Below are 26057 nucleotides of genomic sequence, written 5' to 3'. Positions count from 1 at the left end.
AACGCTCCCGCACATGGTTCAATAAAGAAGTATCCCCATCAACCAAAAGGAAATGAGTAATGACTAAGCCCAAGGTAATGACCATCTATGGCACCCGCCCGGAGGCTATCAAGGTTGCCCCTGTGATCAAGGCGCTGGATAAAGATGAGCGCTTTGAATCCATTCCGGTTTCTACCGGACAGCACAAAGAGATGCTGGAGCAGGTCAACACCATGTTTGGCATTTCCCCGAAGCATGACCTCGGCCTTATGAAGCCGGGTCAAGGCCTCAATGAGATCGTCTCCCGTGCGATTGCCGGACTGGACTCCATCATTGAAGAGGAACAACCAGACGTCATCATCTCCCAAGGCGATACCTCTACCGCCATGGCCGCAGCGCTCGCGGGATTCCACCGCGGTGTAAAGATTGTCCACCTGGAAGCGGGCCTGCGCACCGGGGATATCCACTCGCCGTTCCCCGAAGAAGCTAACCGCAAGCTCATTGGCCAGGTAGCCGAGCTCCACCTGGCCCCTACCGAAGGGTCTATGGAGAACCTGCGCCGCGAGAACGTTCGTTCCAAGGACATCGTGGTCACTGGTAATACCGTCATTGACGCGCTTTTGGAAGCAGCCTCGTGGGACACGAAGTTCGCGGACCCTGCCCTGCAGGAAGCCGCAGATTCCGATAAGCGGCTTGTCGTAGTTACCACCCATCGCCGCGAGAACCTTGAGGCTATGAAGGAAATCGGTGGCGCGGTCAAGGATCTGGCAGAAGCCTATCCAGAGATCAACTTTGCCTTGCCGCTGCACCTGAATCCCAAGGTGCGCGAGGCCGTCCTGCCGGAGGTCGAACACCTGCCGAATATCATCATCACGGATCCGCTGCCTTATGACCAGTTCACGCAGCTGCAAAACCGCGCGACCATCATCTTGACTGACTCCGGCGGAGTCCAGGAAGAGGCTCCTGCGCTAGGCAAACCAGTCCTGGTTATGCGCCAAAATACCGAGCGCCCCGAGGCCGTCGTTGCCGGCACCGTAAAGCTGGTGGGCACCAACCGTGAGCTCATCGTGGCTGAGGCTAAGCTTTTGCTTTCCGACGCCGCCGCATTCGACGCCATGGCCAACGCAGTCAACCCCTATGGCGATGGCAAGGGTGCGCAGCGCGCTGTAGCGGCTATTGCCGAGCTAACCGGAGTTGGCGAGCGGGAAGCTGACTTCCGTCCGGAGATCGATACCTCCAAGTCCCCTCAAAGTGAGGAATAAGCCGCGCGAATGGTGGCTATAGCGGATATTATAAAAGTATGAAACCGCTGGAGATCCGTTGTAACCACCAAGAGCGTATGAAGGCCGCAGACATCCTCGGGGATGCGCTGTCGGCAGGTCAGATTGACCTCACTGAATTTGAAAAGCGTTCGGCCGATTGTGAGAGCGCCACAACGCGTGGCGAGCTGATCAAGCCCCTCGCTGACCTTGTGGAAAGCCCGGAAAAAGTCCTCTTTGGTGCCCATAGCCAGGTCACCAAAGCGTACTCCGGCCACCAAGAATCCAACGCCATAGCCAAAGTTGAGCAGGCGATGAAGCAGATTCAGCCTTCGGTAGGACAGCCGCAATCCCTGGCTCTGGGCATCTTCGGTGGCTCCACGGTCAATGGCGGGGCAGTAGCCCGTACCCTGACAGCTATTGGAGCCTTCGGCGGTGTTGACATTGACCTGACCGGCGTGGCTCTTCGTAACCGCACGACCACCATCAATGCGGTAGGAGTTTTCGGTGGTGCCGATGTCTACATCCCAGAGGGCTTCCGCGTCCGCGTGGGTGGCTTTGGCCTTTTTGGTGGGCATGACCTGAAGGTCGAGCACGGCGCCATACATCCGAATGACCTTCCAGTGGACGCACCCGAAATCATCGTCAACTGCTACAGCCTCTTTGGTGGCGTAGACGTTCACGTGGGGCGCCGCTACGGAGAATAGCTATTACTATTTGTCGACCCTGCCAACATATCGCCGGCTGACCTGGGTCACATCTGAAGCGTGGTGGTATTTCTTTCGGACGTGCTCTCAATGCCTTTGCCTGATCTGCCTAGTACAGGGAGCGCTTTCCTTGCGGAGAGAAAACTCGAACAACAAATCAGCTGCTGCGCAGCTTTAGATAACGGCGAAAGCATCTGCAACAGTAGTCGGCCGTGTGAGTTAGCAACCTGTTATAAACCTAACGGCCTTTTTCTCGTTCCTGTGAGCCCCACTCCTACTCCGAAGATGTATCTGGCGCCGTAGCCAGGATTTACAGAAAATCGGTGGAGATAGCTCGTGTCCCCCGTGCAGACAAGGCGTTGCCGACTTTATTTCTGATATCGGAAACGCTAACAGAAATGTCTGCTCGATTTATGCAGATTTGGTTTAGTTCAATTTAGGTTAGTACCTCTTCGGTGCAAAATCTTTCGGCCGGCGCAAAACCCTGGTCACCAGTTGCAGTTTCGTCGTCGCCCCTGACGGGTTTGGAAATCAGCAGCATCCTTAATGGAACGCTCGAGACTAGAAGAAACACCGCCGAGCGGCTTCTTTAACTGCTTTAATGATCCGGCTCCCAGCCAGCCGTTTTATGGCGAGGGATGCCACTGTGTAAGATTTCAGACCTGTTTATATCATTAGTGAGTATGTGATATTTACCCAGTCGAATCAGTATAGGAACGAGGTTCCCAGAATCGGGAATTAGAGTGCTGGATTGCCGGATTTAGGAAAGCAGCCAAGTTGGCACTTGACGATTCTATTTCTCAGGAAACGGAGCCTTAGACCGGCTATGAGGTCGAGCCGTTTTGTTTCAGAGCTTTGTGCCAAGTTTTAGGCCTATTTCTGGGCGGAGCCTGTTCGAACCCCAGCGTCTCCAACGGAGACGTGGACGGCGAGACAGAAGCTTCTAAGACCTGCTTCAGGAGAGCGGATTCAGGAGGGGTGTGACCGCGCCCCCAGCGGCCCATTAATAGCCACATATTTTTGTCGGGTGCGGGGGTCGCCCGTAACCACGGTGCCAGGTGCCTGTCTCTGTGCAGTCCGTCGAAGGTATTTTGGAGGAAGATAACGCGGTTGGGAAAGCCATGAGAGTATAAAGACCGCAAATCAAAAGTAATTGGTGAAGATTCAATGTCGGGAACATCCCAGGCAATATTGGCGTATGTTTCGACCGGATCAGAGGTGTATTCGGCGATATTCGTCTGTGGGTTTACGGCAATGGCTGTAGAACCAGGGAAATGCCAAGAATAATAGAGGGACGCGAAACCTCCTCCTGAAGCACCAAAAAATATCATTTTCTGGTCCCATCCAAATGCATATGAGACATGCCGCAATATCCCCGGGAGATCAGCTTGTAACCACTGAGTTCGGCTACCAGCAAACCAGCCGAGATCTAATCCGAGGGCCAGAGAAGGATCGGAGACAAATATGAGATTAGCATTCAGATCGCGGGTGATCCGTTGTCCCGAAAAAAGTGGGTAGTGTTTGACTTTTCGCCGGTAGATAGCTGCGTGGAATAAGACGAGAGTAGTATCCGAACCGCGGTTAACGACTTTGATATCGAGCTCTCCTTGGCCGTATCCAATCGTGGAAACCCCGTCAAGGGGGGGGGAAGGATGAGTAAAAGTCCAGCAATGAATCGAACTTATGATGAGGAGAGAAATTATCGCGGCGGGTGAGCATGAGAAGTGAGAGGATTCCTAGAGAGAAGCAAGCTAAAAGTAAAAGCCTGATGGATAACTCCACCAGGCTATTTGCTCCTCCAACTGGGCTCGAACCAGTGACCCTTCGATTAACAGTCGAATGCTCTGCCAACTGAGCTATGGAGGAATATTCGTTGTACGGCGAACTTTGTGTTCTCTGTGCAACGAGAAATAACTATATAGGGTTCCTGCCGTTTCAACAAATTAGCAGTACACAGCGGCAAAATGGCTGAATTTGTTGTTCGTATGTGGCGGGAACGCGGCAGGAAAGGGCCAGGACTCCACACACTGGGGCCCCTGTGTAAAAATGGTAGGTAAGAAGACTAGTTCTATGGGAACCAGTAATCTAGGAATAGCGGCTCAGTATGCTGTTGGCGCTAGAGAGCGACGGATTTAGTACTAACGAAAGAGAGAAAATTGCGGATCCTCATCATTTCGCAGTATTGGTCGCCAGAGAGTAACGTGCCGCAGCGTCGCTGGGAATGGATCGCTAGTATTCTAAAATCTCAAGACCACGAGGTCAGGGTTGTTGCTCCTCCGCCGGCATCTGTTCGACGAACCTCTATGAGTCATTGGTGGAGCGCGTCTCTCTTCCATCCTCGAACGGAGGTAGCAAAGAGTAACGCTGTAGATTTAGTCATCCGGAGTGGGTTTATCCCGTGTGGTGGCTCATTGATCCAGCGTGCGATCGGTCAAGCGGGCATCGCTCTGGGGTCTCTCTACGCAGTAATAGTTGAGTTCGGAATTCGGAAATCTTGGAAGCCTGACTTGGTTATAGGTACAGTGCCGGCTTTGCCAACCGCCGTGGTCGCCTTTGCAGCAGCTAAAATCTCAGGGGCGAAATTGGCTATCGACTTAAGGGACGCCTGGCCTGACCTCTTAGCCTATTCAAGTGAGTGGAATAAGGGGGTCAAGAGTGCCTCGCTAAAGCAAAAAATCTTGAGTAGAGGGCCGATTCAGTTCGTTAGTTTTGTGGTTGCTAGGACACTTTATTATGTCTTGGGGAAAGCCCATGGTGTCATTTTCACAGCAGATGATTTGAAGTTAGATTTTCAGAGTCGACCTCAGTTGCGGAAGAACTCAAAACTTTTGAGCAATATGGTCACCATCCGGAATGTTTTTCCCCGAGGGGGATTGGGGCAGAAGAAGGCTCCAGACTCAGGGGAAGGACCTCTAAAGGTGCTATATGCCGGCACTATAGGTCGCGCTCAACGACTTCAAAACGTGATTGATGCAGCGGTGATCGCGGCGGATCGCGGAGTGCCGATTGAGCTAAAGTTCGTGGGCGCAGGAGATGCTCGCATGTCAGTGAAAGACTACGCAAAGCAAAGAAAAGTTCCCGCAGCTTTCATTAAGCGGAAGTCAGCTGACTCCATCTCAGACTATTACGACTGGGCAGATACCGCGCTTGTCCATTTAACTGATTGGAAGCCATTAGAAAGAACTGTTCCCTCTAAACTGTTCGAGCTCATGGAGTATGGGGTGCCAATTACAGGTGTTGTAGCCGGGGAATCAGTCAGGTTGATCGAGTCGTTGGAAGCCGGTTATGCGGTTCCTCCCGAGTCGCCGGAAGCTCTAGCGAACCTATGGTGTGCCTTTGCTCAGGGCGAATTATCTCTCAAGGCGAGCGAAAGAGCTCGACATTGGGTTGAGAACGAACGGAACAACGTTGTGCCCGGCTTGATTGCTAAGTTCTTGAAGCAGATGGAGCCATAAGCATGCCTGCTGGAATTGGTCGCTCGGTCATCAAATTTTGGTCCATCAATGTTGTGGGACTTGTACAGGATCCTGTGCGATTTTCGAGTCAAATGGTTGAATTCGTGCGCTTAAACTCAGAGTCCAAGGTAGCCCGAGCATGTGTGAAGGGGGCGCACTTTGTACTTTCGGCAATGAGGAGCCCTGGGTACGAGACCGCCGAGGCCGGGGAATTGAGTAGGGCGATAAAACAGCTGAAAAAGTGGCGATTCCTTAGGCCATTGACGTTTTCGTTTGAGAGATATCTCCGCGGGAAACTTCTGCAACTCCAGTCAGTTGAATGCTTTGAGGGAGCAGTTGAACGCAGCGGTAGCGCAGCCGCCCCGCGGGTACTGTTTCATTTCACGAATGCATTGCCCTATACCCAATCTGGATACACGCTTCGGTCTAAAGCACTATTCAAGAGTTTAAGGGCAAGGGGAGTAGAAGCGTTTGCTTGTACGCGCTACGGATATCCAGAGAATATCGGTAGATTCCATCATGGTCCATATTTTGTCAACGATGGTCTCGAATATTTCGTGTTGGGCTCCGTATTTGCTCCGTTTTCTATTACTCGCCAGGAGGATCTGGCCGTACGCCAACTGGTAAGACTCGCGAGGGAAAAGCAAGTAAACATACTTCACACCACCACCCCGTACACAAACGCACGCGTGGTGGCTCGCGCAGCCGCTCTACTTGACGTCCCATGGATCTATGAGGTCCGAGGCGAGCCCGAGAGCACGTGGGCTTCGCAGTCACCAGACCCAGAAAAACGCCGCAGCTCGGAGTTTTTTGAATTAGCGCGCCAGGCCGAAACAGCGGCGATGATGGCTGCAAATCAAGTAATAGCGTTAAGTGAGGTGTCGAAAGGGGACCTAACGCGTCGAGGCGTTCCAGAATCGAAAATCAAGGTCGTTCCGAACGCTTTGGAAGCCAATCAGCTTAAAACTCATATTGACAAAGCACGCGCCCGAAAACGATTGGGCCTAGGCGACGAGTTCTTAATCGGTGCAATTACCTCAGTCGTGGATTACGAAGGGCTGGACATTGCTATAACTGCGATGGAGGAGATTTCAGACGCAACTCTCATTATCGTAGGAGATGGAGTGGCTCGACCAGGGCTTGAAGACTTGGTCGATGAGCTTGAATTGAACGATCGGGTTGTCTTCGCTGGTAAGCAGCCGGCCTCTGATATTCACCTTTGGTACGCTGCTTTGGATGTGTTCGTGGTACCGCGGCGAGACGTTGAAGTTTGTAGGAAGGTCACTCCGCTTAAGCCGCTACAGGCTATGGCCTGCGGGGTACCGGTAATCGGAACTGACCTACCAGCGTTAAAGGAAATCACCGGTGGATTAATGGTTGAAGTTGAACCGGATAACCCCTCCGCGCTTGCTAAATCAGTTGATTTAGTCCGGCAGGGGGAACTCAGCGTGAATCCTCGGGAGCTTGAAGAATGGGCCAAGAAGCGATCATGGGAGCGGAATGCGCACATCTTGGAGGGGCTGTACTTAGAGCTACTGAGGGGAAGATGAATGAGTCAAAAACTTTGCGGCCTCAGAATCCAGTAGGATTTTGTGCGGTTTAAACGCCTTCCGCTGCCGCTTGATGATGCGGTCAGCTTCTTCAAGTTTTCCCGTACTAACTCTATTTCCCCAGACACGGTAAGTTGTAGTTACAGTTTCCGCATCTCCGTCAGCAATCATGTCGCCTTCGTGCAGCCATATGGCACGAGTGCAGTGCGTTTGAATTGTCGCGGCACCATGAGATACGAGAAAGACTGTTCCGGATCCAGCGAGAAACTCGTCCATACGATCCTTAGCCTTAGCTTTGAACGTGGAATCTCCGGTGGAAAGGGCTTCGTCAATTAGTAGTAGCTCGCGCCGAACTGCTGTAGAGATCGCAAAAGTCAGGCGAGATTTCATGCCCGACGAATAAGTCTTTAAGGGACGATCGATTGCGGATCGGAGATCCGCCCAATCGATGATCGGATCCACGAGCTTCGAAGATTCCGCTGGGGTTAGCCCCATTGCCAAGAGTCCTAAATTGATATTTTGGCGACCGCTTAAATTTGATTGGAGAGCCGCCCCGACGCCGAGCAAGGTGGGCTGGGAGGAAACAAACACGTCGCCGGAATCGGGCTTTGATGACCCAGCAATCATTCGTAGAAGGGTTGACTTCCCGGAGCCGTTTTTACCCAGGATGCCGATCGATTCTCCAGAATAAGCTACAAAGCTAACGTCTTTTACTGCTTCCACAGTATGCTTCGAAAGTTTTTTGGATAAAACATGCTCAGAACCGGAGCGATTAAGGTAGTAAGACTTCTTGAGATTACGAGCGACAACCGTTGGGTTATTTGACAACTGCGTACCTTTCCTCGGCTTGCCAAAAGTAGAAGTATCCAATAATCAATAGCCCGAATGACCAAGCTGCAATATACAGCCAAGTGCCTAAGGGCGGTACCTCACCGTCCAAAACCAGCTGCCGCACTGCGGTAAGAAACTGGTAAATGGGATTAGCTTGCATGATTGCTTGAATATGGGGATTTTTATCAAATTTGCTCAGATCGAAGAATACACCCGAGATGAAAAAGAGACCTCGATTGATGATTCCCACTACTGACTTTAGATCGGGAATAAATGCTGTAGCTCGTCCCACAATGAACATGCAACCGAGCGAGAAGCAGTGGATTAAGAAATACAAGGGAACCACTAGAATGATGGTCCAAGAAACTCCTTTATCGAGCTGAAAAAGAAGTGCGCCTATTATCGCAACCATGGCGGGGATTGCATGGTCGATCATTTGCTTAATGGTCGTCGAAATGGGGATGGCTGCTGTGGGGAAGTTAAAACTGCTAATCAACCCCTTTGAGCCACGGATGATGGAAGTGCCAGCTGATAAGCCGCCGGTTGCGAACTTGAGGTAAATTACACCGATTGTTAGGAATCCAATGAAATTGTCCATTCCCCTGGAAACGTGAAGAACGTAGCCGAAAATGAAAGCATAAACTGCCACGTCTAGGATCGGTTGAAGGATAAGCCAAGCGCGTCCGAGGAACATATTTCTACCTCGGCTAAGCGATTTACTGCGTGCATAAGCCAAGATGAAATGTCGGCGGTCAAGAAGACGACGAGTATAAGACGCTAGGTTATCTCGGCTCTGTAGGTTATATAACTGGGAATCGTCAACGAGCTCCAAGTTGCGGAAACTAGCGTTTTTAACGCGCTTGGGCTTTTCTTGTTTTGCGTTGGTCCCCTCGGGAGCACTGTCGCTGTCGTTGTTCAATTGTGATTCCACAATTTCTCCACTGTGATGATTGCTCTGTAGTTACGGTCTAAACTGTCACTGAGGATAGTCTAGAATCATCGTATGCAGTTAGGAAACTTTGAGCCGGCATCTTCCAAAGGAGAAGCCACGCCTGTCCGTACCTTTATTTTTGGTGGGTGTGTGAGTCGGGACACTGTTGAGTTCGCTAAGCACACCGACTTCAAAGTGCTCCGCTATGTGGCACGTCAGTCTCTACTTTCCGTGGGCTCAGACGCGAAATCCAATATTCCTGATTTCAAACTGAAAAGCTCTTTCCAGCAGCGCATGTTAGAGAGTGATTTGTCGGGAAACCTCATGCGCGAAATATCGAAGAAAAACGGTATTGATGTTTTTGTCTGGGACTTGGTCGTTGAACGGACCGGGGTTTGGGAGTTTCCAGATGGGAGCATTGCTACCAATAGCGCGGAACTTAGGCGGCTGGAGGGCGTGCCCCAAATCCTGAAAACGGCCAGAAAGATTCCTTTCGGGTCCGCCGAGCACTTCCAGCGTTGGCAGGGGGCTGCAGCTTTATTTACTGAGTTTTTGGATTTTCTTGGTTTGAAGCAAAAATGCCTAGTCTTGGCACCGGAATGGGCCGAGTATCGCTCAGACAATAAGAAGACTGGCCGGATACGTGGTTTATCTGCCTCGCAGTACAATGAGATGTTCCGTAAATATTACGTGGTTCTAGAAAGACTGGGGATTACTGTGTCAAGGATCGACGGCACAGTAGCTGACGAGAACCATAAGTGGGGAAATGCACCATTCCACTTCACTCGTTCGGCGTATGCTTCGATGGAGTACGAGATTAAGAAATCAGTACACCAGACTAGGAATTAGCGGCATAGATATGAAACTAGAAGGTTTGCTGGCTTCCTTGCTGAAGGGAGCTCGTCAAATCCCGCACGGTATTAGAGCGCGAGTATATCGGGGGCGTTCCAGAGTCGAGGCGACTGTGGGTACTCGCTTTCTCGGACCGGATTTGGACGAAAACGCGAAATCCACCCTGCAAAGAGCTTGGCGCGGGTTGTCAGACGCTGCGGTGGGAGAGAATCGGCGAAGGTCTGGCAATAGCGGGGAAGTGCGGGCTTTTTCGCGTGGATACGAGTTCAGCAACCAAGGGTTTCTTCAACCACCGCCTTCACCGCGTTGGAAAGAGCTGGCTCTAGGTGAGGGGCGCCTTCGGGTTGAAGAAAACCTTCCTGTTGCATTGGCCCAGAAACGTGGAGTCTCAGTTGCCGTGCTGGGGGTTGCTATCGACTCGGAAGAAGGAATATCTGATAGTGACCTCATCGCTGACCGTATTGCTGATCTAATATTGTCTGGAAATAGCCTCGATGCGATTGATGAGTACGTCCTGTGGCTAGGGGGCCGGTTCGTCCTTATCGCCGGGCGTGATGACCAGTGGCGTATTCACGTAGATGCAATGGCAAGCAGAAGTTGTTACTGGACCGTCAGAAATAAACAACTTTTCGCTGCATCGCATTCTGCGTTGGTCGCTAGAGAGATAGAAGAATTCTCGAGGAAGCGAGCATATTGGGTTCTTTCAAATCCTGACTATGTGAGTGCTGCGGGAAAATGGTTGCCAGGCCGCATTACGCCGCATGATTGCACCGACCTAGTAAGTGCTAATTGTGTGCTGTCTTTTGACGGAGAAAGGGCCCTGCACTCCCGCATTTTCCCATTGGAAAAGCACCGAGTATCAGCAGAATATTCGCCAAAAGAGGTCGCTCGCATTCTGATTGGTGAGCTTAGGGTGCAGACTTCGGCGTGGCTCAATTCCTCTGATAAAACCTATCTCGCTTTGACCTCAGGCCAAGATTCTTTGGTAGTTCTGTTGTCATGCATTGATCTTTTCCAAAAACACTTCACGAAAGCTATGACCTACATTTTCGCGGAGAGAAAAGATCCTTTAGGGATCAATGATCTCCAAGGAGCCAATTTCCTAGCTTTGCTGTCTGGTCTGCAACACAAGGTAGTGAAAGTGGAACCGTTCATTTTTGAGGGAAAGTTTGCTTCCGCGTACAAACGATCGTTTCCTACTTGGGCTCGTTTTCCGGCTTTAGCCAAAACTATGTGGCAGAACTTCCCCAAAGAATCCGTAGTCCTTTTTGGGATCGGTGGTGAAATCGGCACAGTCTTTTATAGAGATAGGACTGAAAGTCCAGTTAACGGCGAAATTCTAGCCGAAAAGTTTACGACGAGTAAATTTTCCTCCAATTCTCGCCTTGTCGCAGAGATGGAGGAGTACATAGCTTATACGCAGCTAGATTCAGTCTCCCCGTCGCTAGCAAGCTTCTATGACCTCTATTATTGGGAAAATCGAATGACCAGTTGGGCTGCTGCGGGATACTCCGAATATGAGTTAGGGCCCTCAATAGGTCTTCCGTTCAATACTAGGAGAATAATCTGGCCAATGCTCAATTTGTCGTACGAGAATCGGTTAAACAAAGCAGTGTACAAAACAATAATTCGTTGGAGTGGGTGGCCTCTGTGACTCAAAATGGAAGAATAAACAAGATGGTGAATAAAACTGAATACTATTTTAAACGGGCGCGTCAGGTGGCCCGAGATGAAGGCCCTTCTGAATTAATACGCCAGACTAAAAGGCGATTTAACGTAGGAACGGTAAGCAAAAGGACCGCTACGTTTGACCCACTGGCAGTAACCGCCCAAGGGAAAACTAACAGGACAAGCCCATTCAAGGACCTACGCGTTGGCGTAATCATGGATGAATTTTCTCTCCTGGCATGGGGAGAGGAATTTACAATCGTGCCAATCTTGCCTGGGGAAGAATCGAAACTTCAATCCCTTGAGCTTGATTTATTCTTGGTCGAGAGTGCTTGGGACGGAAATGGAGGAGCCTGGAAATACCAATTGACTGGCGGTGCCGCTCCCAGCACCGCGCTTTCCGTGATCGTCGAGCAATGTAAGCAACTTGGGATTCCTACGGCCTTCTGGAATAAAGAGGATCCTCCCCATTTTGAGGACTTCTTGGATACTGCACGATTGTTCGATTTCGTGTTTACGAGTGATGTCAATTTGGTAGGTGCCTATAAGCAGGCTTTGGGGCATGACCGAGTGTGGCCTTTGAGCTTTGCTGCTCAGCCTGCGATTCATAACCCTATCCGGACTGATATGCCTAACTATCAGAAAGGAGACGTGGCTTTTGCAGGCATGTATTTTGCTCACAAATATCCAGAACGCCGTGAGCAAATGGAGATGCTGCTGGGCGGAGCTATGGACGCATCAGGGCATCTTGAAGACGGTCTCCGTATCTTCTCTAGATTCGAGGGAAAAGACGAGCGTTATCTTTTCCCGCAGCCGTTTTCCCAAAGAGTTGTGGGGTCTCTGCCGTACGAAAAAATGATTGCGGCTTACAAGAATTTCAAAGTCTTCCTAAATGTGAACTCTGTAGTCGACAGTCCCAGTATGTGCTCCCGTAGAGTGTTTGAACTTCTTGCTTCTGGCACGCCTGTAGTCTCTACATGGAGCAAGGCACTTGAGGAGACTTTTCCTTCTACTGAATTAGTGCTTGTAGATAGTAGGGAAGAAGCCACGTTGTCTATTCGTGCCTTGGTTAATTCTCCTGAGTTGAGAGACAGGCTGGTACATCGGGCGCAAAGAAGGATCTGGGAGAGCCATACCTATACAACTCGGGCAATGGAGATTTTGGAACGAGTTAGTCCCTCTGAATTTGAAGGTCTGAAGACTAAACCAAAAGTTAGTGTTATTTGCTCTACGGTGCGGGAAGGGCAATTGAAGCATGTATTTGAGCAGGTAGGTCGGCAATCCGGAGTGGATGTCGAGCTGATTTTGGTTCTGCACGGGATTCAAGTTGGTGACAAGGAGATTGCAAACTTCGCTGAGGAGGCGAAAGTTCATCAATACCGTGTACTTAGGGAGGAGCGAAGTTCCTCGCTAGGAGAGTGCTTAAATGCAGGTATCGCTGCTTCGTCAGGCGATTTCATCGCCAAGTTTGATGATGATGATTTTTACTTTGCTTCATATCTTTTGGATATGTATAACTCGTGGTCCTTTTCTGGTGCTGACCTGGTAGGCAAACAGGCAAACTATGCGTTTTTGGGCAATGAAGAATTGCTGATAGTTAGGCGGCCGGAGAGGGAACATCGCTGGACGAACTTCGTAGCTGGCCCTACTTTCTTCGGCCCCCGCAATACGTTTGCGGAAAATAAATTTGAGGCGCGTTCCCGAGGGGAAGACACTGCGTTTATTCGTTCTCTTTTGAGGAAAGGGGGGAAAATATATTCCACAGACCGCTTCAACTTTGTTCAGATGAGAAATGCTGGACAACATACTTGGGAAGTCTCAAATGCATCGTTTCTGGCTAACGGGCAGGTCGTGGGGATTGGTCGGAATTTCGAGGCTGTTGAATGCTAGATGGACCGCGTGCTCCCCAAGGGTTTTCGATGTAGGAGCGTCCCCTTTGTGGAATAATATACTGCGGTTCTAGAACGTCGAATTAAAATTTGAAAATACTTTTTCTCCCGAGGAGGGGTTTTAGTGAGCATTGAAGAGAAACAATTGGGACCCATAAACAAGGTTTGTGTTGTTGGGCTGGGATACATTGGTCTCCCGACTGCAGCTTTTATCGCTGATTCTGGTATCTCCGTAGTGGGGGTGGATATCAATGAGCGCCATGTGGAGAAGATCAACAATGGTGAAATGCCCTTTTTTGAACCTGGCTTCGAAGCTTTATTAAAAAGCGTAGTCGCCGATGGACATCTCAAGGCTGATACAGAAGTAGCGGAAGCAGACGCGTTCATTGTGGCTGTCCCGACGCCGTTCAATGATGACTATTCAGTCAATATGTCCTACATCGAAGCGGCAGCGAAGAATATTGCTCCTGTGCTTCGACCGGGGGCGCTCGTGGTCCTAGAATCAACCTCCCCTCCAGGGACCACTGAAAAGATGGCTGAAATTCTTTTAGCCGAAAGGCCGGACCTATCGACGGATCCTGAAAGTGCTAACCGTCTCTTAGTCGCACACTGTCCTGAGCGGGTATTACCGGGCAAGATTATGGAGGAGATGGCCGCTAATGACCGAGTTATCGGAGGCCTAAATCCCCTGTCGACGGATAGGGCGAAACAGCTATACTCCTCTTTCTGCAATGGCGAGATGCTATTGACGAATGCAACAACCGCTGAGATGGCAAAGCTGACCGAGAACTCGTTCAGGGACGTGAATATTGCCTTTGCAAACGAGCTGTCAATCATCTCAGACAAGCTTGGAATTGATGTTTGGGAATTGATTGAACTCGCCAACCATCACCCACGAGTCAATATTCTGAATCCGGGCCCTGGTGTGGGTGGCCACTGCATTGCAGTTGATCCTTGGTTCATTGTTTCTTCGGCTCAGGAGGAAGCCAAGCTGATCCGTACGGCGAGGGAGGTTAATGACGGCAAGCCTGCCTACGTTATTGCCAAAATTACTGAAGCAGTCGAGGCCGAAGGCGCAGATTCAATCGCCGCACTGGGAATAGCATTTAAGCCGGATATCGATGATTTGAGAGAATCCCCTGCTCTGTCTATCGTGCAACAAATGGCCGAGAAGTGGCCAGAGAAAAACATCCTAGTAGCTGAGCCTAATGTGAATGAGCTGCCCGAGAGTCTAACCGCATATCAAAACGTGCAGCTAGTTGACGCTTCTCACGCGATATCTTCAAGCCCCGTGGTTGCTGTCTTAGTGGACCATACACCTTTCAAGAGCCTCGAAAAGAGCGTCTTGGAAGGAAAGAATGTCGTTGACACACGTGGCATGTGGAGCTGATCCTAGGGATGAAGAGGTTGGAATCCGGCAAGTCGCTTGCAAGTCTTGCCGTGTTAGCCGCTGTGTTGTTAATAGCCGCGGTGCTGTCGAGCAATATGGTTCGCGCGGGGCTGCTGATCCTGGCGGTGTTAATAGCAGCTCTGATTTTGGTCTTGAGCGTTTCTTGGGCACGACGAGTGGAGGCACAACGCCGTCAGGATTACCGCAATGTAATGTCCGTTGCAAAGGAGTTGTCGCTGCTCCGAAACATGTCGGGGAGTATAGCTAAATCGAGAGAAAGTCAACGCTTTCAAGAAGAGCAACTCACTCAAATCAATTCCGCGGTCGAGGAATGGCGGGACGGGGAGACAGGCTCAGGGGGCAGAAGCTCAGAACCTCTATCCTATTTCTCGCCTAGGCGTATCTCTGCATCGAAGCCTGTCGAAAAGCCCAACTCCCATGTGGCTGGGCGACAGGCGGCGCTGCAAGACACTGGGGAGGGTTCCAAGGAAAAACTACGGGAACTGCTCTATCCTGCCAGCGAAGTGAGTCGAGTAGTGGCCGTTTTAGGCTCTTCCGAACTACGTGAAATTCTTTCAGATTTTTGCTCCGTCCGGAAAATAGATTCTGCCGTTGACCTGGCGAAGGCAGGGAACGACATTTCCTACCTCGTTATCGAAGAAGCATCTTTAACCTCTGGTCGCTGGTTCGGGAGTCTTTCAGCTCAGGGAACGCATCTTTTCCAGGAGCTCCATAGCCAGATTATGAAAGCGCAACGAAACGGTAATGTCGTTACGGCGGTAGTGGCTAATGCACCAGCTTCACACATGACGAGCGTTTTGCGTGACGCCGCTGATGTTGTGCTTTCTAAGAAGTCAAGGAAAGATTCTCGGAGCGCCGAAATGGCGAACCCAGTGATAAAGGCCATCGACGCATACGCGTGTAAGTGAGGTTAAGAAGTGAGCATAGCTGTAGTTTATGGGGACATCAGCCCGAATGTTGTCGATGGTTCGTCCATTTGGCTCATGTCAATAACCGAAACGCTCTCAAAAACATGCGACGAGGTTCATCTCCAGCTCAAAATGAAGCCGGATAACTATCGTCTAATACAGTCCGTAGACAAGATTGAAAACGTCGTCCTACATCTCCCTCCGGACACCAGTTCTCCACTCAACGAGGAAGCTGCGGTTCCTGTTCTTGAATCGTTGGTCAGCGAAGTCGGTGCTGACATCCTCGTCTCTCGAGGATTGAATTTGGCACATACATTAAGTAGATCCTCGATCTTGTCACCGATACTCTGGGCTTATATAACAGATCTTCCTTTCCCGATCACCAAACTTTCTAAGACCAATATCGGCCGTTTGCAAAGAATCTCGGCGAATGCTCGGAGAGTATTTGTACAAACTGAAGCGGCGCGGAGTTATCTAGAATCGATCGCACCATTCGCAGCAGGGAAGACCTGCTTGATGCTCCCGATGGTACCGAGTGAGGCGTTTTCCAAGGAGAAACTCGGCAGCAGTTACGAGCAGTCGGACAAGCTCCGCATTGTCTATGCGGGAAAGATGGCCAAGGACTGGAAGACACTCGAAATGCTGGAGATTCCCAAGCATCTCAGAAAGTTGGGAGTTGAGTCAGAGCTATTAGTTGTCGGAGACAAGATAAATAGGGATAAAAGAGATCCTTCTTGGCACATTCAGATGAAAGATGCGCTAGAGAAGGCAGCAGCCGATGCTGATAGCGGAGTTGAATGGTTAGGTGGTGTGTCTCGGGATGAATCTATGGCAGCCATTTCCTCCGCCCATATTGGATTAGGCTGGCGGACAGCGGTACTAGATTCAAGCCTTGAGGTTTCCACAAAGGCGCTAGAATATTCTGCCCTTGGAACTCCTGCCTTAGTTAACTTTAACGAAGACTCCCGTGCTCTCTTCGGTAGCGATTATCCATTCTTTATCGATGCGCAAGCTACCGCAGTGGATGCCGCAAAGGTCATTGCGAAAACCGCAAACTCTATTGACCTAATGAGCCCAAAGGTTAGGGGCAAGGTAGCAAACTTTTCAATGGATTCAGCGGTAGATCGTCTAACTGGCTACTTCGAAGCGGCCGGCATAGTCCGTTCTAGTAAGCGTGCGGTGCCTATGGATGCGATTAAGGTCGTAATCGCATCCCACGATTTCAAGTTCATGGGCGAATTAGTGGATGCGCTTGAGAAGGATCCACGGTTCATACTCGAGAAGGACGTTTGGTCGTCCCTGCATCAGCATGACGAAGAACGCAGCCGAAACCTGGTCAATTGGGCGGACGTTGTATTTTGCGAATGGTGTGGTCCGTCAGTTCGGTGGTATGCAGAGCATAAGCGACCAGGGCAGAGGCTAATTAGTCGTCTACATGGATTCGAACTTCGTGGTCCCGGCCCATGGATGAAGGAAATCGACTGGCAAGGCGTGGACGAATTGATTTTCGTTTCGCAGCATTACGAGGAAATGGCGCTGGAACGACTTCCGCTGCAATCCACGGCTACTCGGGTAATTCCAAATGCAATTGATTTAGTGGACTTTGACCGGGAAAAGCTTTTTGGTGCTCAGTTCCATATTGGTCTGGTCGGCTACGTTCCCTTCCTAAAGCGACCAGATAGAGCTGTTTCTTTCTTTGAAGAGCTATTGGAACAAGACGACCGGTACATCCTTCATATAAGAGGCAGGGCTCCTTGGGAATACCCTCACGAATGGAGTAAGCCTCTGCAGAAGCAGTTGTATCTAGATTTCTTCTCATCTATTGCCTCGAACGAGCGACTACGGGATCACGTAGTGTTTGAAGATTTTGGGCCAGATATGGCGTCTTGGTTTAGGAAGATCGGCATCGTGTTGTCGCCAAGTGATGTGGAAAGTTTCCATCTTGCGCCTGCAGAAGGAATGGCCTCGCGTGCAGTCCCCATCGTGTGGGAGAGAGACGGGGCGAAGAACATTTTTGGTCCGTATGTAGATGGAGGTAGTGACCTCGCAATTGATCGCGTACTCGCCCTACGTGAACCGGAGACATTTGCAGAAGAGGGCCAAAAGGCACGTGAATACGCCTCCCGTTGGGGAGTTAAGAAAATTATTTCCGAATGGATCGAAGCCTTGACCGGGCAAAATATTGCCGTCAAGGAGTCTGAGCGTACGGAAACTATCTAGGAGCTAGGATGTCCATTTACCTTTTGGCGGTGCCTAAGAAGAAGCTTCGCTCTACCGTTTCTGACGACCTTGCAGAGCATAATTCCGAACTGCTACGGCGGTGCTTCCAGAAATACCGCAGTTTGGTCAGTGATCACTATCGCAGTGAAATAAAAGTTTCCACACCGGGACAGCATGGGACTGCCTCTATAGGCGTGTGGAAAAGGAAGAACGAGTCGAACCGCGTCGTCGCAAAGAAAGACTGGTGGGCGCATTCGAGCGGCCAGGATGTTTCCGAGCTCCTGTTAGAGAAGGTGTCCAGGCGTGGCGGCGAGGTTGTTTACACCGATCCTGTTTGGGGCAGCTATACGGCGATCTGGGGTGAGCGCTATCGCGATCGCGTCATACTATGGAACACAATTCCGGCTCTAGAAGCGGTACATTATGCGGAGACGGAAGATTATGTTTTCGCCAGCAACCGGCCGCTTCTTGCTGCAGTAGCAAGAGCAGAGGGCGAATCTTCTCCAGTGGCATTGGAAACTGACTTTTTAGATCAGTATTTGATGTTTGGGTTTAACCTCGATGCTGTTTCTCCGTTTGAAGGGGTATCTACAATTGCAGTGGACGAGGCACTAGCGATTGAGGCCGGAGAAGTAAAGATTATTCCTCGTCCAGCAGGTCTAATCGCGAACCTCCCAAACCTTCACTCTGAAGAGGAAGCAGCTGAAGCACTTGCCGACGCGCTAAAGGCCTCTACTCAGAGAGCATTAGCGAATTTTTCGGGCAAGAACGTTCAACTACGAATGAGTGGCGGTAAAGACAGCCGGCTATTGCTCGGATTAGTTAAGGACTCGGAGCAATCTGTCTATGGGGTAACCTTTGGCAAGCCGAATGATGAAGAAGTCCGAGTGGCGCATAATTTGTGCCGAGCAGCTGAAAAGAACTTGGAAGTAACTGCACCAGCCCCAGTTGATCGGTCAAGCTTGGCGGAAAAGGTTGATCGAACAATTCTCATGTCTGATGGCATCCCGGCTTCTGAACCGCATACTTCTATTTATTATGGCTCCTCGCCGCGCGTTGCCGGTGACGCAATCATGCTGGGGCAGTGGCCACTAATGAAGGGCGGTCAGGCAAAGAAGCTGCACTATTCTGGGTCGGGCTTGCAAAACGCTTTGCGACGACAAGCCGGGTGGTTCGTAAACGAGAGAATCCGAGCGCAGTACGCTTATTTCCTTGAACAATGGCAGCGTGAAGTAGAGACGTCTATCGACCTCGAGTACTTGTATCTCTTTGCCCGAAACTTTAGGTCGGGACGTTGGTTGCATGCACACATTAACCTTTACGAGCGTGATGCAGTCATTGCTTATCCAATTGCTGATGAAGAGGTCGCTGCGATTTCTGACGCTATGACGATGTCAGAGAAGGTTTCACAGCGTGTTCTCTTTAGGGCCTTAGAAATGATTTGGCCCGAAGCGAACCGAATTCCTTTGTCCAACGGCAATAAATGGCGGTTTGAGAGTGCTGGTCCGGTGGAGAATCTTGGAGAAGATTCCTTTGCCGAGCGATATGCTGAAGTTCCTGCTCATGAGAGCGATGAATTCCTACAGGTGGATCCTCGGCTTAAAGATTCAAAAGCGATAGAGTACACCAAGGCTGTGGCCGTTCAGATGGCCAAAGAGCTGGTGGAATCTGCTAACTGGGATCTGCTCATTTCAAAGGTCACTCCCGAATTTGGGAATATCCTGGAAGCGGCCGCGAACGGAGAACTTATCGTTCCCGAAAAGTCGTCTCAAAGAGAGATCGTGAAATTCATTTGGCGTTTGTACGTGGCTGATCGTTGGCTGCGGAAGGAATGGCTAGCGGCGAAAGATGATTAGCCCAAGGCTGTAGGTCGGTGAACATGATGTGCTCATGCTCACCGGCCTTACTTTTAGTCTTCGGTGGGAAATAGCTGCAGCTTTAGTTTGCAGAAGTCATGGCGAGAAGAAAGCATCTGCTTTTCTTTCAATGAGAAGGTCTCTTCTGTGCCTTTTGCAAACTTGTGCTGGGCGTAGTACGAGTCCAGATAGTGCGCGATGGGGTTTATAGATTCCCCGTAAGTGGGGTAGATAAAGGATGTCGCGTGAGGGAAAGAGTTGACTTCCAAAACTCGTGGCATGTCGTCTTTCAAACTACGCACCATGATATCGACGCCGCCAGTGTATAGACCCGGAATCGCGGCAACTGCTCGAACAGCGGTGTCCCTAATTTCCTCCGAAATGATATCGGTGATGTTTGCAGTTTCAGCACCGAAAGAAATATTAGAGATTGCGCTGAGGAGAACGCGTTCTCCTGCTTCGGGAACATCGGAGAAAGACATTGAATTGGATCGCATGAACGCTTCCATGTTCGCGTTTCGGCGAAGAAGCCGCTTGCTTCGTGCGCGGTCCTTCTGACGCTCTTCATTCTTAAGCGCCATCAGTTCTTCGATATTGTGGGTTCCGTCGCCGGTAACGTAGGCAGGGATTCGGATGATTGAACCGAAAAACTCTCCCTCCACAACGGTGACGCGCAATTCAAAGCCGTCAACCATTTCTTGGACAATTACCGAGGGCTCTCGCTTTCGTTCCTTTTGCATCTCCACGCATTCGTGGAAGCGCTCTTTGAAGTCCTGTTCAGTAACGTTGAGAAAAACTCCGAGACCTTGGGAGAAGCTTGGTGCTTTGACCACAACTTCCCTCCGGCCTTGAGCAAAAGCGGTGTCGAAGGCTTTGTCAGCCTCGTCCGGTCCAAAAACCTGGTACCAGGGAACATTAATGCCAGCAGTGTGCAGGATTTTTTGTGTTTTTACTTTGTTCTGGCAGATTCGCCCAGCTGTCTTAGTGCAGGTAGGTACGTTCCAAGGAGTAACTACTCCGATGGGATCATCTGCAGAATCCTTTAGAGTGATATACGGACGGTTCTTTTTCGAGCGGTCAATATGGAAGTTGCGCCCCGAGCGGCGGACAGTCCGAATCCACGCGTTGTGTATGCCCGTGGTGTAACCATCTTGCCAATAATTTTGTTCAAGGCTGGGCAGAGAATCCAGAATATGGTTTAGGTGCTCGGTACGCATGTAGTTCCAATCATCTGAGCTAGGAGTGGGTTGCTTATCGCACAGATTCTAGCAACGAGGGCAGGCTGACAAGTTAGTTCGCCTTGGTTTTCACTATTAAGCCCGAGGCAGTGCAGAGGTTCAGCGGTGTTACGCCGACCCAGCAAAGCCTAGAGTCTTAACTAGTGCCTAAGAGTAGAGCAGCTGTGTTCGCTCGATCTGGTCGACAATATAGCTAGCCGCATTAACAGGCTCTCCGTAACTTACATAGTGGTGAATGTCGAAGAAAGGCTGCGTATTGATTTCTAGAACTGTGATGTCGGCGTCAGGCTGTAGGGAAGAGGTGAAAATGTCTACTCCCACTGTTCCCGTTCCTGGGAAAGCCCGAGCAGCGCGCTCCGCAACCGCGATGTGTTGACGAGAAACTTTATCGATGACATTAAGCGTGAAGCCGCCTCCACCTACGGAGGATATTGGATTTAGAACGACTACTTCGCCGTGCTCGGGCACTTGCTCGAGTGTCCAAGGGCTTTCGGCTAGCCAATCTTCATCTATGTTGATCTCCGTAGATTTTAGGTAAGCATCGGCCTGTCGGCGTCGGAGCTCGAGATCCACCAGTTCTTGAACCATATGCTTCCCGTCACCTACTACAAATGCGTTTAGCCTAGAGCAAGCAACGCGTACACGGCCACCGATGACTAAGACGCGAATGTCGAAACCAGCGAAGTATTCTTCGATTACAATTTCATCGCCGTAGCCGCTGTCAGCTGCTTTAGTCCAAGCTTTTTCAAACGACTCGGTATCTTTGATATTGAGAGACACGCCTCGCCCTCGGGTACCGCCATTCGGTTTAACCACGACAGGGCGATCTTGCGCCTTAAAATATTCGAGGGCCTCAGCCTTAGTGGCTGAATTGAACTTCTGGCCGTTAGGCGTCGGCACGTTATTGGCTTGAAGGGTCAATTTTGTGGCCTGTTTGTCGTTGGAAACTCTTCTAGCGAACATGCTCTGGGTAGAAGGGCCGTGGTAAACGGTTCCTCCCACCGTTTTACCGTTATTCAAAAATATCCATGTGCCGTCTTTAACTTTTTGGGTCTCCCAGCCGCGGGACCTCGCTTCGCCCAGCATAAGTTTTGTGCGGGACTTAATCCGGTCATAAGTATTGATTGGCAGCTTTGGTTTCAAAATTTCGTCATTTACCAAAGCAATTAGGTTTCTAGGATCGTAGCTCACGTAGTCATAGTACATTTAAGGTTCTCGCTTTTGCACCGACTAACTCACTAAGACCTACTCACTAATTCGCCCCATCGATGAGCCTGCAAAATCTCCGCAACACGTGCGGCGTGAGTGGAGGCAGTTCCTTGAGCTTTCATAAGATGCTGTCTCTGATGTGGCGGGGCTTCTATGCTTGGTCGGTAGAGTCCTGAGAGCATTTGGCTTATAGCATGTGGTCCTTCACGCTTATGGCAGACGAGGATGGGTGAAGGAAAAGGGGAAGTAATCCCTGGTCCTCTTTGTGGTCACAGTTAATTGTCAGGGAATTTTGAAGCGGTGCTATTGTTAAGGGCATGCGCGCTCTAGTTACCGGAGGAGCCGGGTTTATCGGTTCTCACTTGGTGGATTTACTTGTTTCTGAGGGACACTCTGTGTCTGTGTTGGACAATTTTTCATCGGGTCGGAAAGTCAATCTAGAATCCGCCATGAAATCCGGAACAGTTGAAATCATTGAAGGCGATATAAAGAATTTTGATTTCGGTGCCTTCTTCCAAGAGCATCCCACTGATGTTGTGTTCCACCTGGCTGCCCAGATTGATGTGCGGCATTCGGTGGCAGACCCAGTTGAAGACGCTGAGTTAAACATTATTGCAACGATCAAACTGGCAGACGCCGCCCGCCGCAGTGGTGTACAGAAAATCGTTCACACTAGCTCCGGAGGATCGATTTATGGCAGTCCCGCAAGTTTTCCTGTAAACGAGGATAATCCGCTCGCTCCCGAGTCCCCCTACGCTGCCAGCAAAGCTGCCGGCGAACTATATCTGGAGATGTTCCACCGGCTGTACGGTATCAGCGTAAGTTTCGTAGCGCCGGCTAACGTTTATGGTCCACGCCAGAACCCCCATGGTGAAGCCGGGGTCGTTGCGATTTTCAGCCAGCGGCTTCTGAGCGGTAAACCCACCAAGGTATTTGGTTCGGGCTCCAATACTCGTGACTACGTGTACGTTAAAGATGTTGCTCGAGCTTTCTATTTGGCGGCTACCACACCCGGTGACTTCGGGCGTTTCAATATCGGTACGGGAGTGGAGACTAGCGATAGGGAACTACACACAGCAGTAGCGAAGGCGGCGGGTGTGGCCGATGACCCGGAGTTTGCCCCGGCTCGATTGGGCGATGTTCCTCGTTCTTCGCTAGATTCTTCAAAAGCAAAAAGGTATTTAAACTGGCAACCGGAGTATGACCTTGGGCGGGGAATCGAGGAAACTCTTGATTATTTCCGTGGCCTCGGCGCTAAATAGAGCTAAGGGCTCTCGCTAGTACTTGCGAGAGCCCTAATTTCTGTGCAGTTAGCCCTGTGTAGCCTTAAAACCCAAGCGGACGCTTGAAAGAAGCTCGGCTATTCGGTTCTCTTCACTTTCGGCAAGATTAGCTCGGACACACACAGAATCAGCGTTCAGATCCTCAGCGAAAAGAACGGCGATTCCTACTAGCGGGGCTACGTCTTCGGGGGTTTCCTGAAACACAAAGGCGTTAGAAGAAACCATGAGCGAATCGAAACCTCTCACTGCGCCGGACCAAGAGTGAGCGGGAAGGACTGAAACCGTGCTTTGCTCGTTGCCAACCTCGACTGAGTCGGTGCATAAGAGGTCTCGGTTGCCTATAGGAAGGCCCTTTGGGTAGTACTCAAAAGGTGTTGGGTTAACAGTGATAGGAGATGCTGCCCGCGCAATGGTTTCACCGGTATGAGGGGACATCCACTGCGGGACTGCGAAATCAGAACCTACCCACTTTCCAAAGATGAGATATAGCGCAATGGCCTCCCGGTTCGGGTCAATCTTTTCCGGCAATTCATCAATGATGACTTTGTTGCTCGGGGGAATAGAGTCGTATTCCGAGAGAACGGCTTCGTAGCCAGTTCGGTTTCCTGGTTCCTGAATTCGTTTAAACTTCATTATCTGCCTCGAAGTGCTTCGGTCCTACTACAAACGCGTTGGCTTTGTTCTCTAGAGTGTTGAACTTGTCGGCGATCAAGCCATGGTCGCCTACGAACACGTCGAACTTGTCTTCCGGTGCGAGCCGGACGAATAGTGCAAATACTGCATCGGGCTTGCTGGTATTCAGGGAAGGAATGATTCCGTTTGCTAGTACATTTAACGGATCACTAGGTCCATCTCCGTCCGCCAGAGCAACACTGAATTCGGCCCCACTTTGGCGCAGCTTAACCATATCTTCGTAGCTAGCGGTGAGAATGATCGAAACGTCGGTGATGACTTCCTCGGCTTCGTCTTCCCCGTGCTCTAGTAGATGGACCTTCGTGGCAGTTACTTGGCCGGTCCATTCCGCTTGGGGGAGGGGCGAGGTGACGATTAAATTCTTGGTGCTGAGGTGATCGGGGAGGTAGCGGCGTGCTTCCTCCAGCATCTCCTTCTTGTCACCAATCTTTGGCCACTGTGGTGTGGCATTGGCCCGTTCTTCAGCGATTTTGCGCTGTGCTTCGTCATATCGCCAGCGCAGGAAGTTGAGAGTTTCTGCGGCTGCACGCGTTTGATTGCCTACGTCGGTATTAGTTACCTGGCTTGAATGCATACGGCGAAGCGTGAGGGGCTTGCCTGTGTGGGTTACTTTGTAGCCCGAGCGGAGCAAGCGAAGGAAGAAATTGTTGTCTACGCCGCTAGAAAGAGAGGTGTCATATTTTAGCTTTCGAATGACGTCTGTTTGCAGCATCCAAGTACCATGACCCGGTGCGGAACCGGTAGGAATGGAACGCTCCGCGGTAGGATTCTTACCCACGAAGAGCTGCATTGTTCCGTCGTCGTGCTCAAAGTTGATGAAGCAGCCAACGTTGCCAACGGCGCCGGCCTCGATTCCCTCGAGCTGCCATTGGAGTCGGTTAGGGTGCATGAGATCATCATCATCGATGACGGCAGTGTAGAAGCCAGTGCTTTTCTCGGCTGCAAGGTTTCGTGCAGCCGAAATGCCTTGATTCTCTTGCCAATAGTACTTAATTCGGGAGTCGTTAATTTCGTCTACGACCTGCTTCGTGTGGTCAGAGCCGCCATCGTCGACGATTACGATTTCGAAATCCTGCATCGTTTGGTTAAGCACCGAGAGAATCGTTTCTCTAAGGAAATCTGCGCGGTTATATGTGGAAATGGCCACCGATACCGCCGGGTTCTCGTCGCCACGGCGATGTTTCCACTGATTGGTATTTCGTACGAACGACTTGTCGTGGTGGACGACGGACCTGTTGAAGCGTACGGCTTCTCTTCCTTCGTCGGTTTGGTTAACGGTGTTGATCGTCTTGGGGTGCCACATGTGGTACATGCGCACCTCGGGGTCATCTATCCAGACCGTCCTGTATCCAGCTCGACGGGCGCGTTGCGCGAAATCGAGGTCCTCACCGCCGTAGGTGTGAAGGCGTTCATCGAACCCACGAATGAGGTCGAAGCCTTCTCGAGGAATGGCCATCATTCCGCCCATTCCCCAGCGTGGACGTAGCCGAGCAGCTCGTTCCATCTCCTTCCAGCTATTGGGGTGCTCAGCTACCCAAGAATCGTCCATTCCCTCGGGAAGGTCTCGGCACTGCAAGAAGTAAGCAGATTGCCCATCCTGTTTAGCTACGGCGGCAATGCGCTCAAACGCCTTAGGCGTGAAAACCATGTCTGCATCGGTAGATACCAGGATTTCGCCGTCCGCGTGTACGAATCCTGCATTAAGAGCTTCAGAACGAGACCAGTAACCTTGGTCCGGTGTAAATACGTATTTCACGCCCAGTCTCTGTGCGAGCCTGCGGTTTGCTTCATGGTCAGTAGAGCCAAAGTCAGAAAGAATTACCTCACCATCGAACTGGCCAAAAGATTGACGGATAGACTCCAGTGCTAGCTCAAGCCGGAGTGCGCCCCAATCGCGGAATCCAATTACTACAGAAATGTCAGTCATTAAGCGGCTCTCCAAAAATAGTAACTACATTTGCCCCAGGCCAATTGGCCGTGACAACTAGCTCGAAAGGTGGGATGGGAATTGGGTTAGCCCGATCCTTCCATTGGACGGGCTCTGAAGTGTCCCAGGTTTTGTTCCGTTTGAGTAGATGGGAAAATCTGGAATATGCCAAGAAAATTTGACCAGGATGC

At 50.7% G+C, this 26057-nt stretch carries 18 protein-coding genes and 1 tRNA gene; 12 read left to right on the top strand and 7 right to left on the bottom strand.

Annotated features, from left to right (window positions below; genetic code table 11):
- The first annotated feature begins 59 nt into the window (after positions 1–59).
- On the top strand, positions 60–1241 hold the full coding sequence (gene wecB, locus QP324_RS07890) for a non-hydrolyzing UDP-N-acetylglucosamine 2-epimerase (RefSeq protein ID WP_179386820.1): 1182 nt from the start codon (positions 60–62) through the stop codon (positions 1239–1241).
- 38 nt (positions 1242–1279) lie between these two features.
- The gene (locus tag QP324_RS07885) at positions 1280–1945 is read left to right on the top strand and encodes a DUF1707 domain-containing protein (protein WP_284815470.1); all 666 of its coding nucleotides are present in this window, start codon (positions 1280–1282) and stop codon (positions 1943–1945) included.
- Positions 1946–3738: 1793 nt separating this feature from the next.
- On the opposite strand, the gene QP324_RS07880 is transcribed toward QP324_RS07885, so the two are convergent.
- A tRNA-Asn gene (locus QP324_RS07880) sits at positions 3739–3811 on the bottom strand.
- A 665-nt stretch (positions 3812–4476) separates the two neighbouring features.
- On the opposite strand from QP324_RS07880, the gene QP324_RS07875 reads away from it, so the two are divergent.
- A complete protein-coding gene (locus QP324_RS07875; protein ID WP_284815469.1) occupies positions 4477–5400 on the top strand; it encodes a glycosyltransferase in 924 nt (307 codons plus the stop codon).
- 2 nt (positions 5401–5402) lie between these two features.
- Positions 5403–6950 carry a glycosyltransferase family 4 protein gene (locus QP324_RS07870; RefSeq protein WP_284815467.1) on the top strand — a complete coding sequence of 516 codons (1548 nt, stop codon included), beginning with the start codon at positions 5403–5405 and terminating at the stop codon, positions 6948–6950.
- Here the strand turns inward: QP324_RS07870 and QP324_RS07865 are convergent.
- Both QP324_RS07865 and QP324_RS07860 read right to left on the bottom strand, forming a co-directional pair.
- A complete protein-coding gene (locus QP324_RS07865; RefSeq protein WP_218840688.1) occupies positions 6933–7778 on the bottom strand; it encodes an ABC transporter ATP-binding protein in 846 nt (281 codons plus the stop codon). The two genes, QP324_RS07870 and QP324_RS07865, sit on opposite strands and share 18 nt — an antisense overlap.
- Positions 7768–8712, bottom strand: a complete 945-nt coding sequence (locus QP324_RS07860; protein WP_284815464.1) for an ABC transporter permease — start codon at positions 8710–8712, stop codon at positions 7768–7770. Before QP324_RS07860 ends, QP324_RS07865 begins: the two co-directional genes overlap by 11 nt.
- Positions 8713–8784: 72 nt before the next feature.
- On the opposite strand from QP324_RS07860, the gene QP324_RS07855 reads away from it, so the two are divergent.
- From QP324_RS07855 to QP324_RS07825, 7 genes are all read left to right on the top strand, one after another.
- A complete protein-coding gene (locus tag QP324_RS07855) occupies positions 8785–9561 on the top strand; it encodes a DUF6270 domain-containing protein (protein ID WP_179386815.1) in 777 nt (258 codons plus the stop codon).
- A 10-nt stretch (positions 9562–9571) separates the two neighbouring features.
- Positions 9572–11218 (top strand): hypothetical protein, encoded by a 1647-nt coding sequence (locus QP324_RS07850; protein ID WP_200435359.1) that lies wholly within the window; start codon positions 9572–9574, stop codon positions 11216–11218.
- 23 nt (positions 11219–11241) lie between these two features.
- Positions 11242–13122 carry a glycosyltransferase gene (locus QP324_RS07845; protein ID WP_236587104.1) on the top strand — a complete coding sequence of 627 codons (1881 nt, stop codon included), beginning with the start codon at positions 11242–11244 and terminating at the stop codon, positions 13120–13122.
- A gap of 123 nt (positions 13123–13245) precedes the next feature.
- Complete coding sequence (gene wecC, locus QP324_RS07840; protein ID WP_284815461.1) at positions 13246–14511, top strand: UDP-N-acetyl-D-mannosamine dehydrogenase; 1266 nt, start codon at positions 13246–13248, stop codon at positions 14509–14511.
- 8 nt (positions 14512–14519) lie between these two features.
- Positions 14520–15440 carry a hypothetical protein gene (locus QP324_RS07835; RefSeq protein ID WP_179386813.1) on the top strand — a complete coding sequence of 307 codons (921 nt, stop codon included), beginning with the start codon at positions 14520–14522 and terminating at the stop codon, positions 15438–15440.
- Positions 15441–15449: 9 nt separating this feature from the next.
- Positions 15450–17660 (top strand): glycosyltransferase, encoded by a 2211-nt coding sequence (locus QP324_RS07830; protein ID WP_284815457.1) that lies wholly within the window; start codon positions 15450–15452, stop codon positions 17658–17660.
- 8 nt (positions 17661–17668) lie between these two features.
- Positions 17669–19516, top strand: a complete 1848-nt coding sequence (locus tag QP324_RS07825; RefSeq protein ID WP_284815455.1) for a hypothetical protein — start codon at positions 17669–17671, stop codon at positions 19514–19516.
- Positions 19517–19569: 53 nt separating this feature from the next.
- Here QP324_RS07825 and QP324_RS07820 read toward each other — a convergent pair whose 3' ends face one another.
- The gene (locus tag QP324_RS07820) at positions 19570–20733 is read right to left on the bottom strand and encodes a hypothetical protein (protein ID WP_284815453.1); all 1164 of its coding nucleotides are present in this window, start codon (positions 20731–20733) and stop codon (positions 19570–19572) included.
- Positions 20734–20901: 168 nt separating this feature from the next.
- Positions 20902–21945 (bottom strand): ATP-grasp domain-containing protein, encoded by a 1044-nt coding sequence (locus tag QP324_RS07815; protein WP_284815452.1) that lies wholly within the window; start codon positions 21943–21945, stop codon positions 20902–20904.
- A 335-nt stretch (positions 21946–22280) separates the two neighbouring features.
- On the opposite strand from QP324_RS07815, the gene QP324_RS07810 reads away from it, so the two are divergent.
- Positions 22281–23225, top strand: a complete 945-nt coding sequence (locus tag QP324_RS07810) for an NAD-dependent epimerase/dehydratase family protein (protein ID WP_200435364.1) — start codon at positions 22281–22283, stop codon at positions 23223–23225.
- A gap of 48 nt (positions 23226–23273) precedes the next feature.
- Here QP324_RS07810 and QP324_RS07805 read toward each other — a convergent pair whose 3' ends face one another.
- Positions 23274–23879, bottom strand: coding sequence for a hypothetical protein (locus QP324_RS07805; RefSeq protein ID WP_200435365.1), 606 nt, complete (start codon positions 23877–23879; stop codon positions 23274–23276).
- Positions 23869–25866 carry a glycosyltransferase gene (locus QP324_RS07800; RefSeq protein ID WP_284815449.1) on the bottom strand — a complete coding sequence of 666 codons (1998 nt, stop codon included), beginning with the start codon at positions 25864–25866 and terminating at the stop codon, positions 23869–23871. Before QP324_RS07800 ends, QP324_RS07805 begins: the two co-directional genes overlap by 11 nt.
- Between the last annotated feature and the right edge of the window lie 191 nt (positions 25867–26057).

This window comes from Corynebacterium sp. UMB0012, from assembly GCF_030216265.1.
Lineage (GTDB): Bacteria > Actinomycetota > Actinomycetes > Mycobacteriales > Mycobacteriaceae > Corynebacterium.
Note: the sequence above shows the minus strand (reverse complement) of the source record. Positions and strands in the feature narration are given on the sequence as shown.

Bases quoted from the DNA above. Each gene is read 5' to 3' on its own strand.
- wecB (WP_179386820.1), top strand. From the start codon at position 60: ATGACTAAGCCCAAGGTAATGACCATCTATGGCACCCGCCCGGAGGCT.
- QP324_RS07885 (WP_284815470.1), top strand. From the start codon at position 1,280: ATGAAACCGCTGGAGATCCGTTGTAACCACCAAGAGCGTATGAAGGCC.
- QP324_RS07870 (WP_284815467.1), top strand. From the start codon at position 5,403: ATGCCTGCTGGAATTGGTCGCTCGGTCATCAAATTTTGGTCCATCAAT.
- QP324_RS07855 (WP_179386815.1), top strand. From the start codon at position 8,785: ATGCAGTTAGGAAACTTTGAGCCGGCATCTTCCAAAGGAGAAGCCACG.
- QP324_RS07850 (WP_200435359.1), top strand. From the start codon at position 9,572: ATGAAACTAGAAGGTTTGCTGGCTTCCTTGCTGAAGGGAGCTCGTCAA.
- QP324_RS07845 (WP_236587104.1), top strand. From the start codon at position 11,242: ATGGTGAATAAAACTGAATACTATTTTAAACGGGCGCGTCAGGTGGCC.
- QP324_RS07835 (WP_179386813.1), top strand. From the start codon at position 14,520: ATGAAGAGGTTGGAATCCGGCAAGTCGCTTGCAAGTCTTGCCGTGTTA.
- QP324_RS07825 (WP_284815455.1), top strand. From the start codon at position 17,669: ATGTCCATTTACCTTTTGGCGGTGCCTAAGAAGAAGCTTCGCTCTACC.
- QP324_RS07820 (WP_284815453.1), bottom strand. From the start codon at position 20,733: ATGCGTACCGAGCACCTAAACCATATTCTGGATTCTCTGCCCAGCCTT.
- QP324_RS07810 (WP_200435364.1), top strand. From the start codon at position 22,281: ATGCGCGCTCTAGTTACCGGAGGAGCCGGGTTTATCGGTTCTCACTTG.
- QP324_RS07805 (WP_200435365.1), bottom strand. From the start codon at position 23,879: ATGAAGTTTAAACGAATTCAGGAACCAGGAAACCGAACTGGCTACGAA.
- QP324_RS07800 (WP_284815449.1), bottom strand. From the start codon at position 25,866: ATGACTGACATTTCTGTAGTAATTGGATTCCGCGATTGGGGCGCACTC.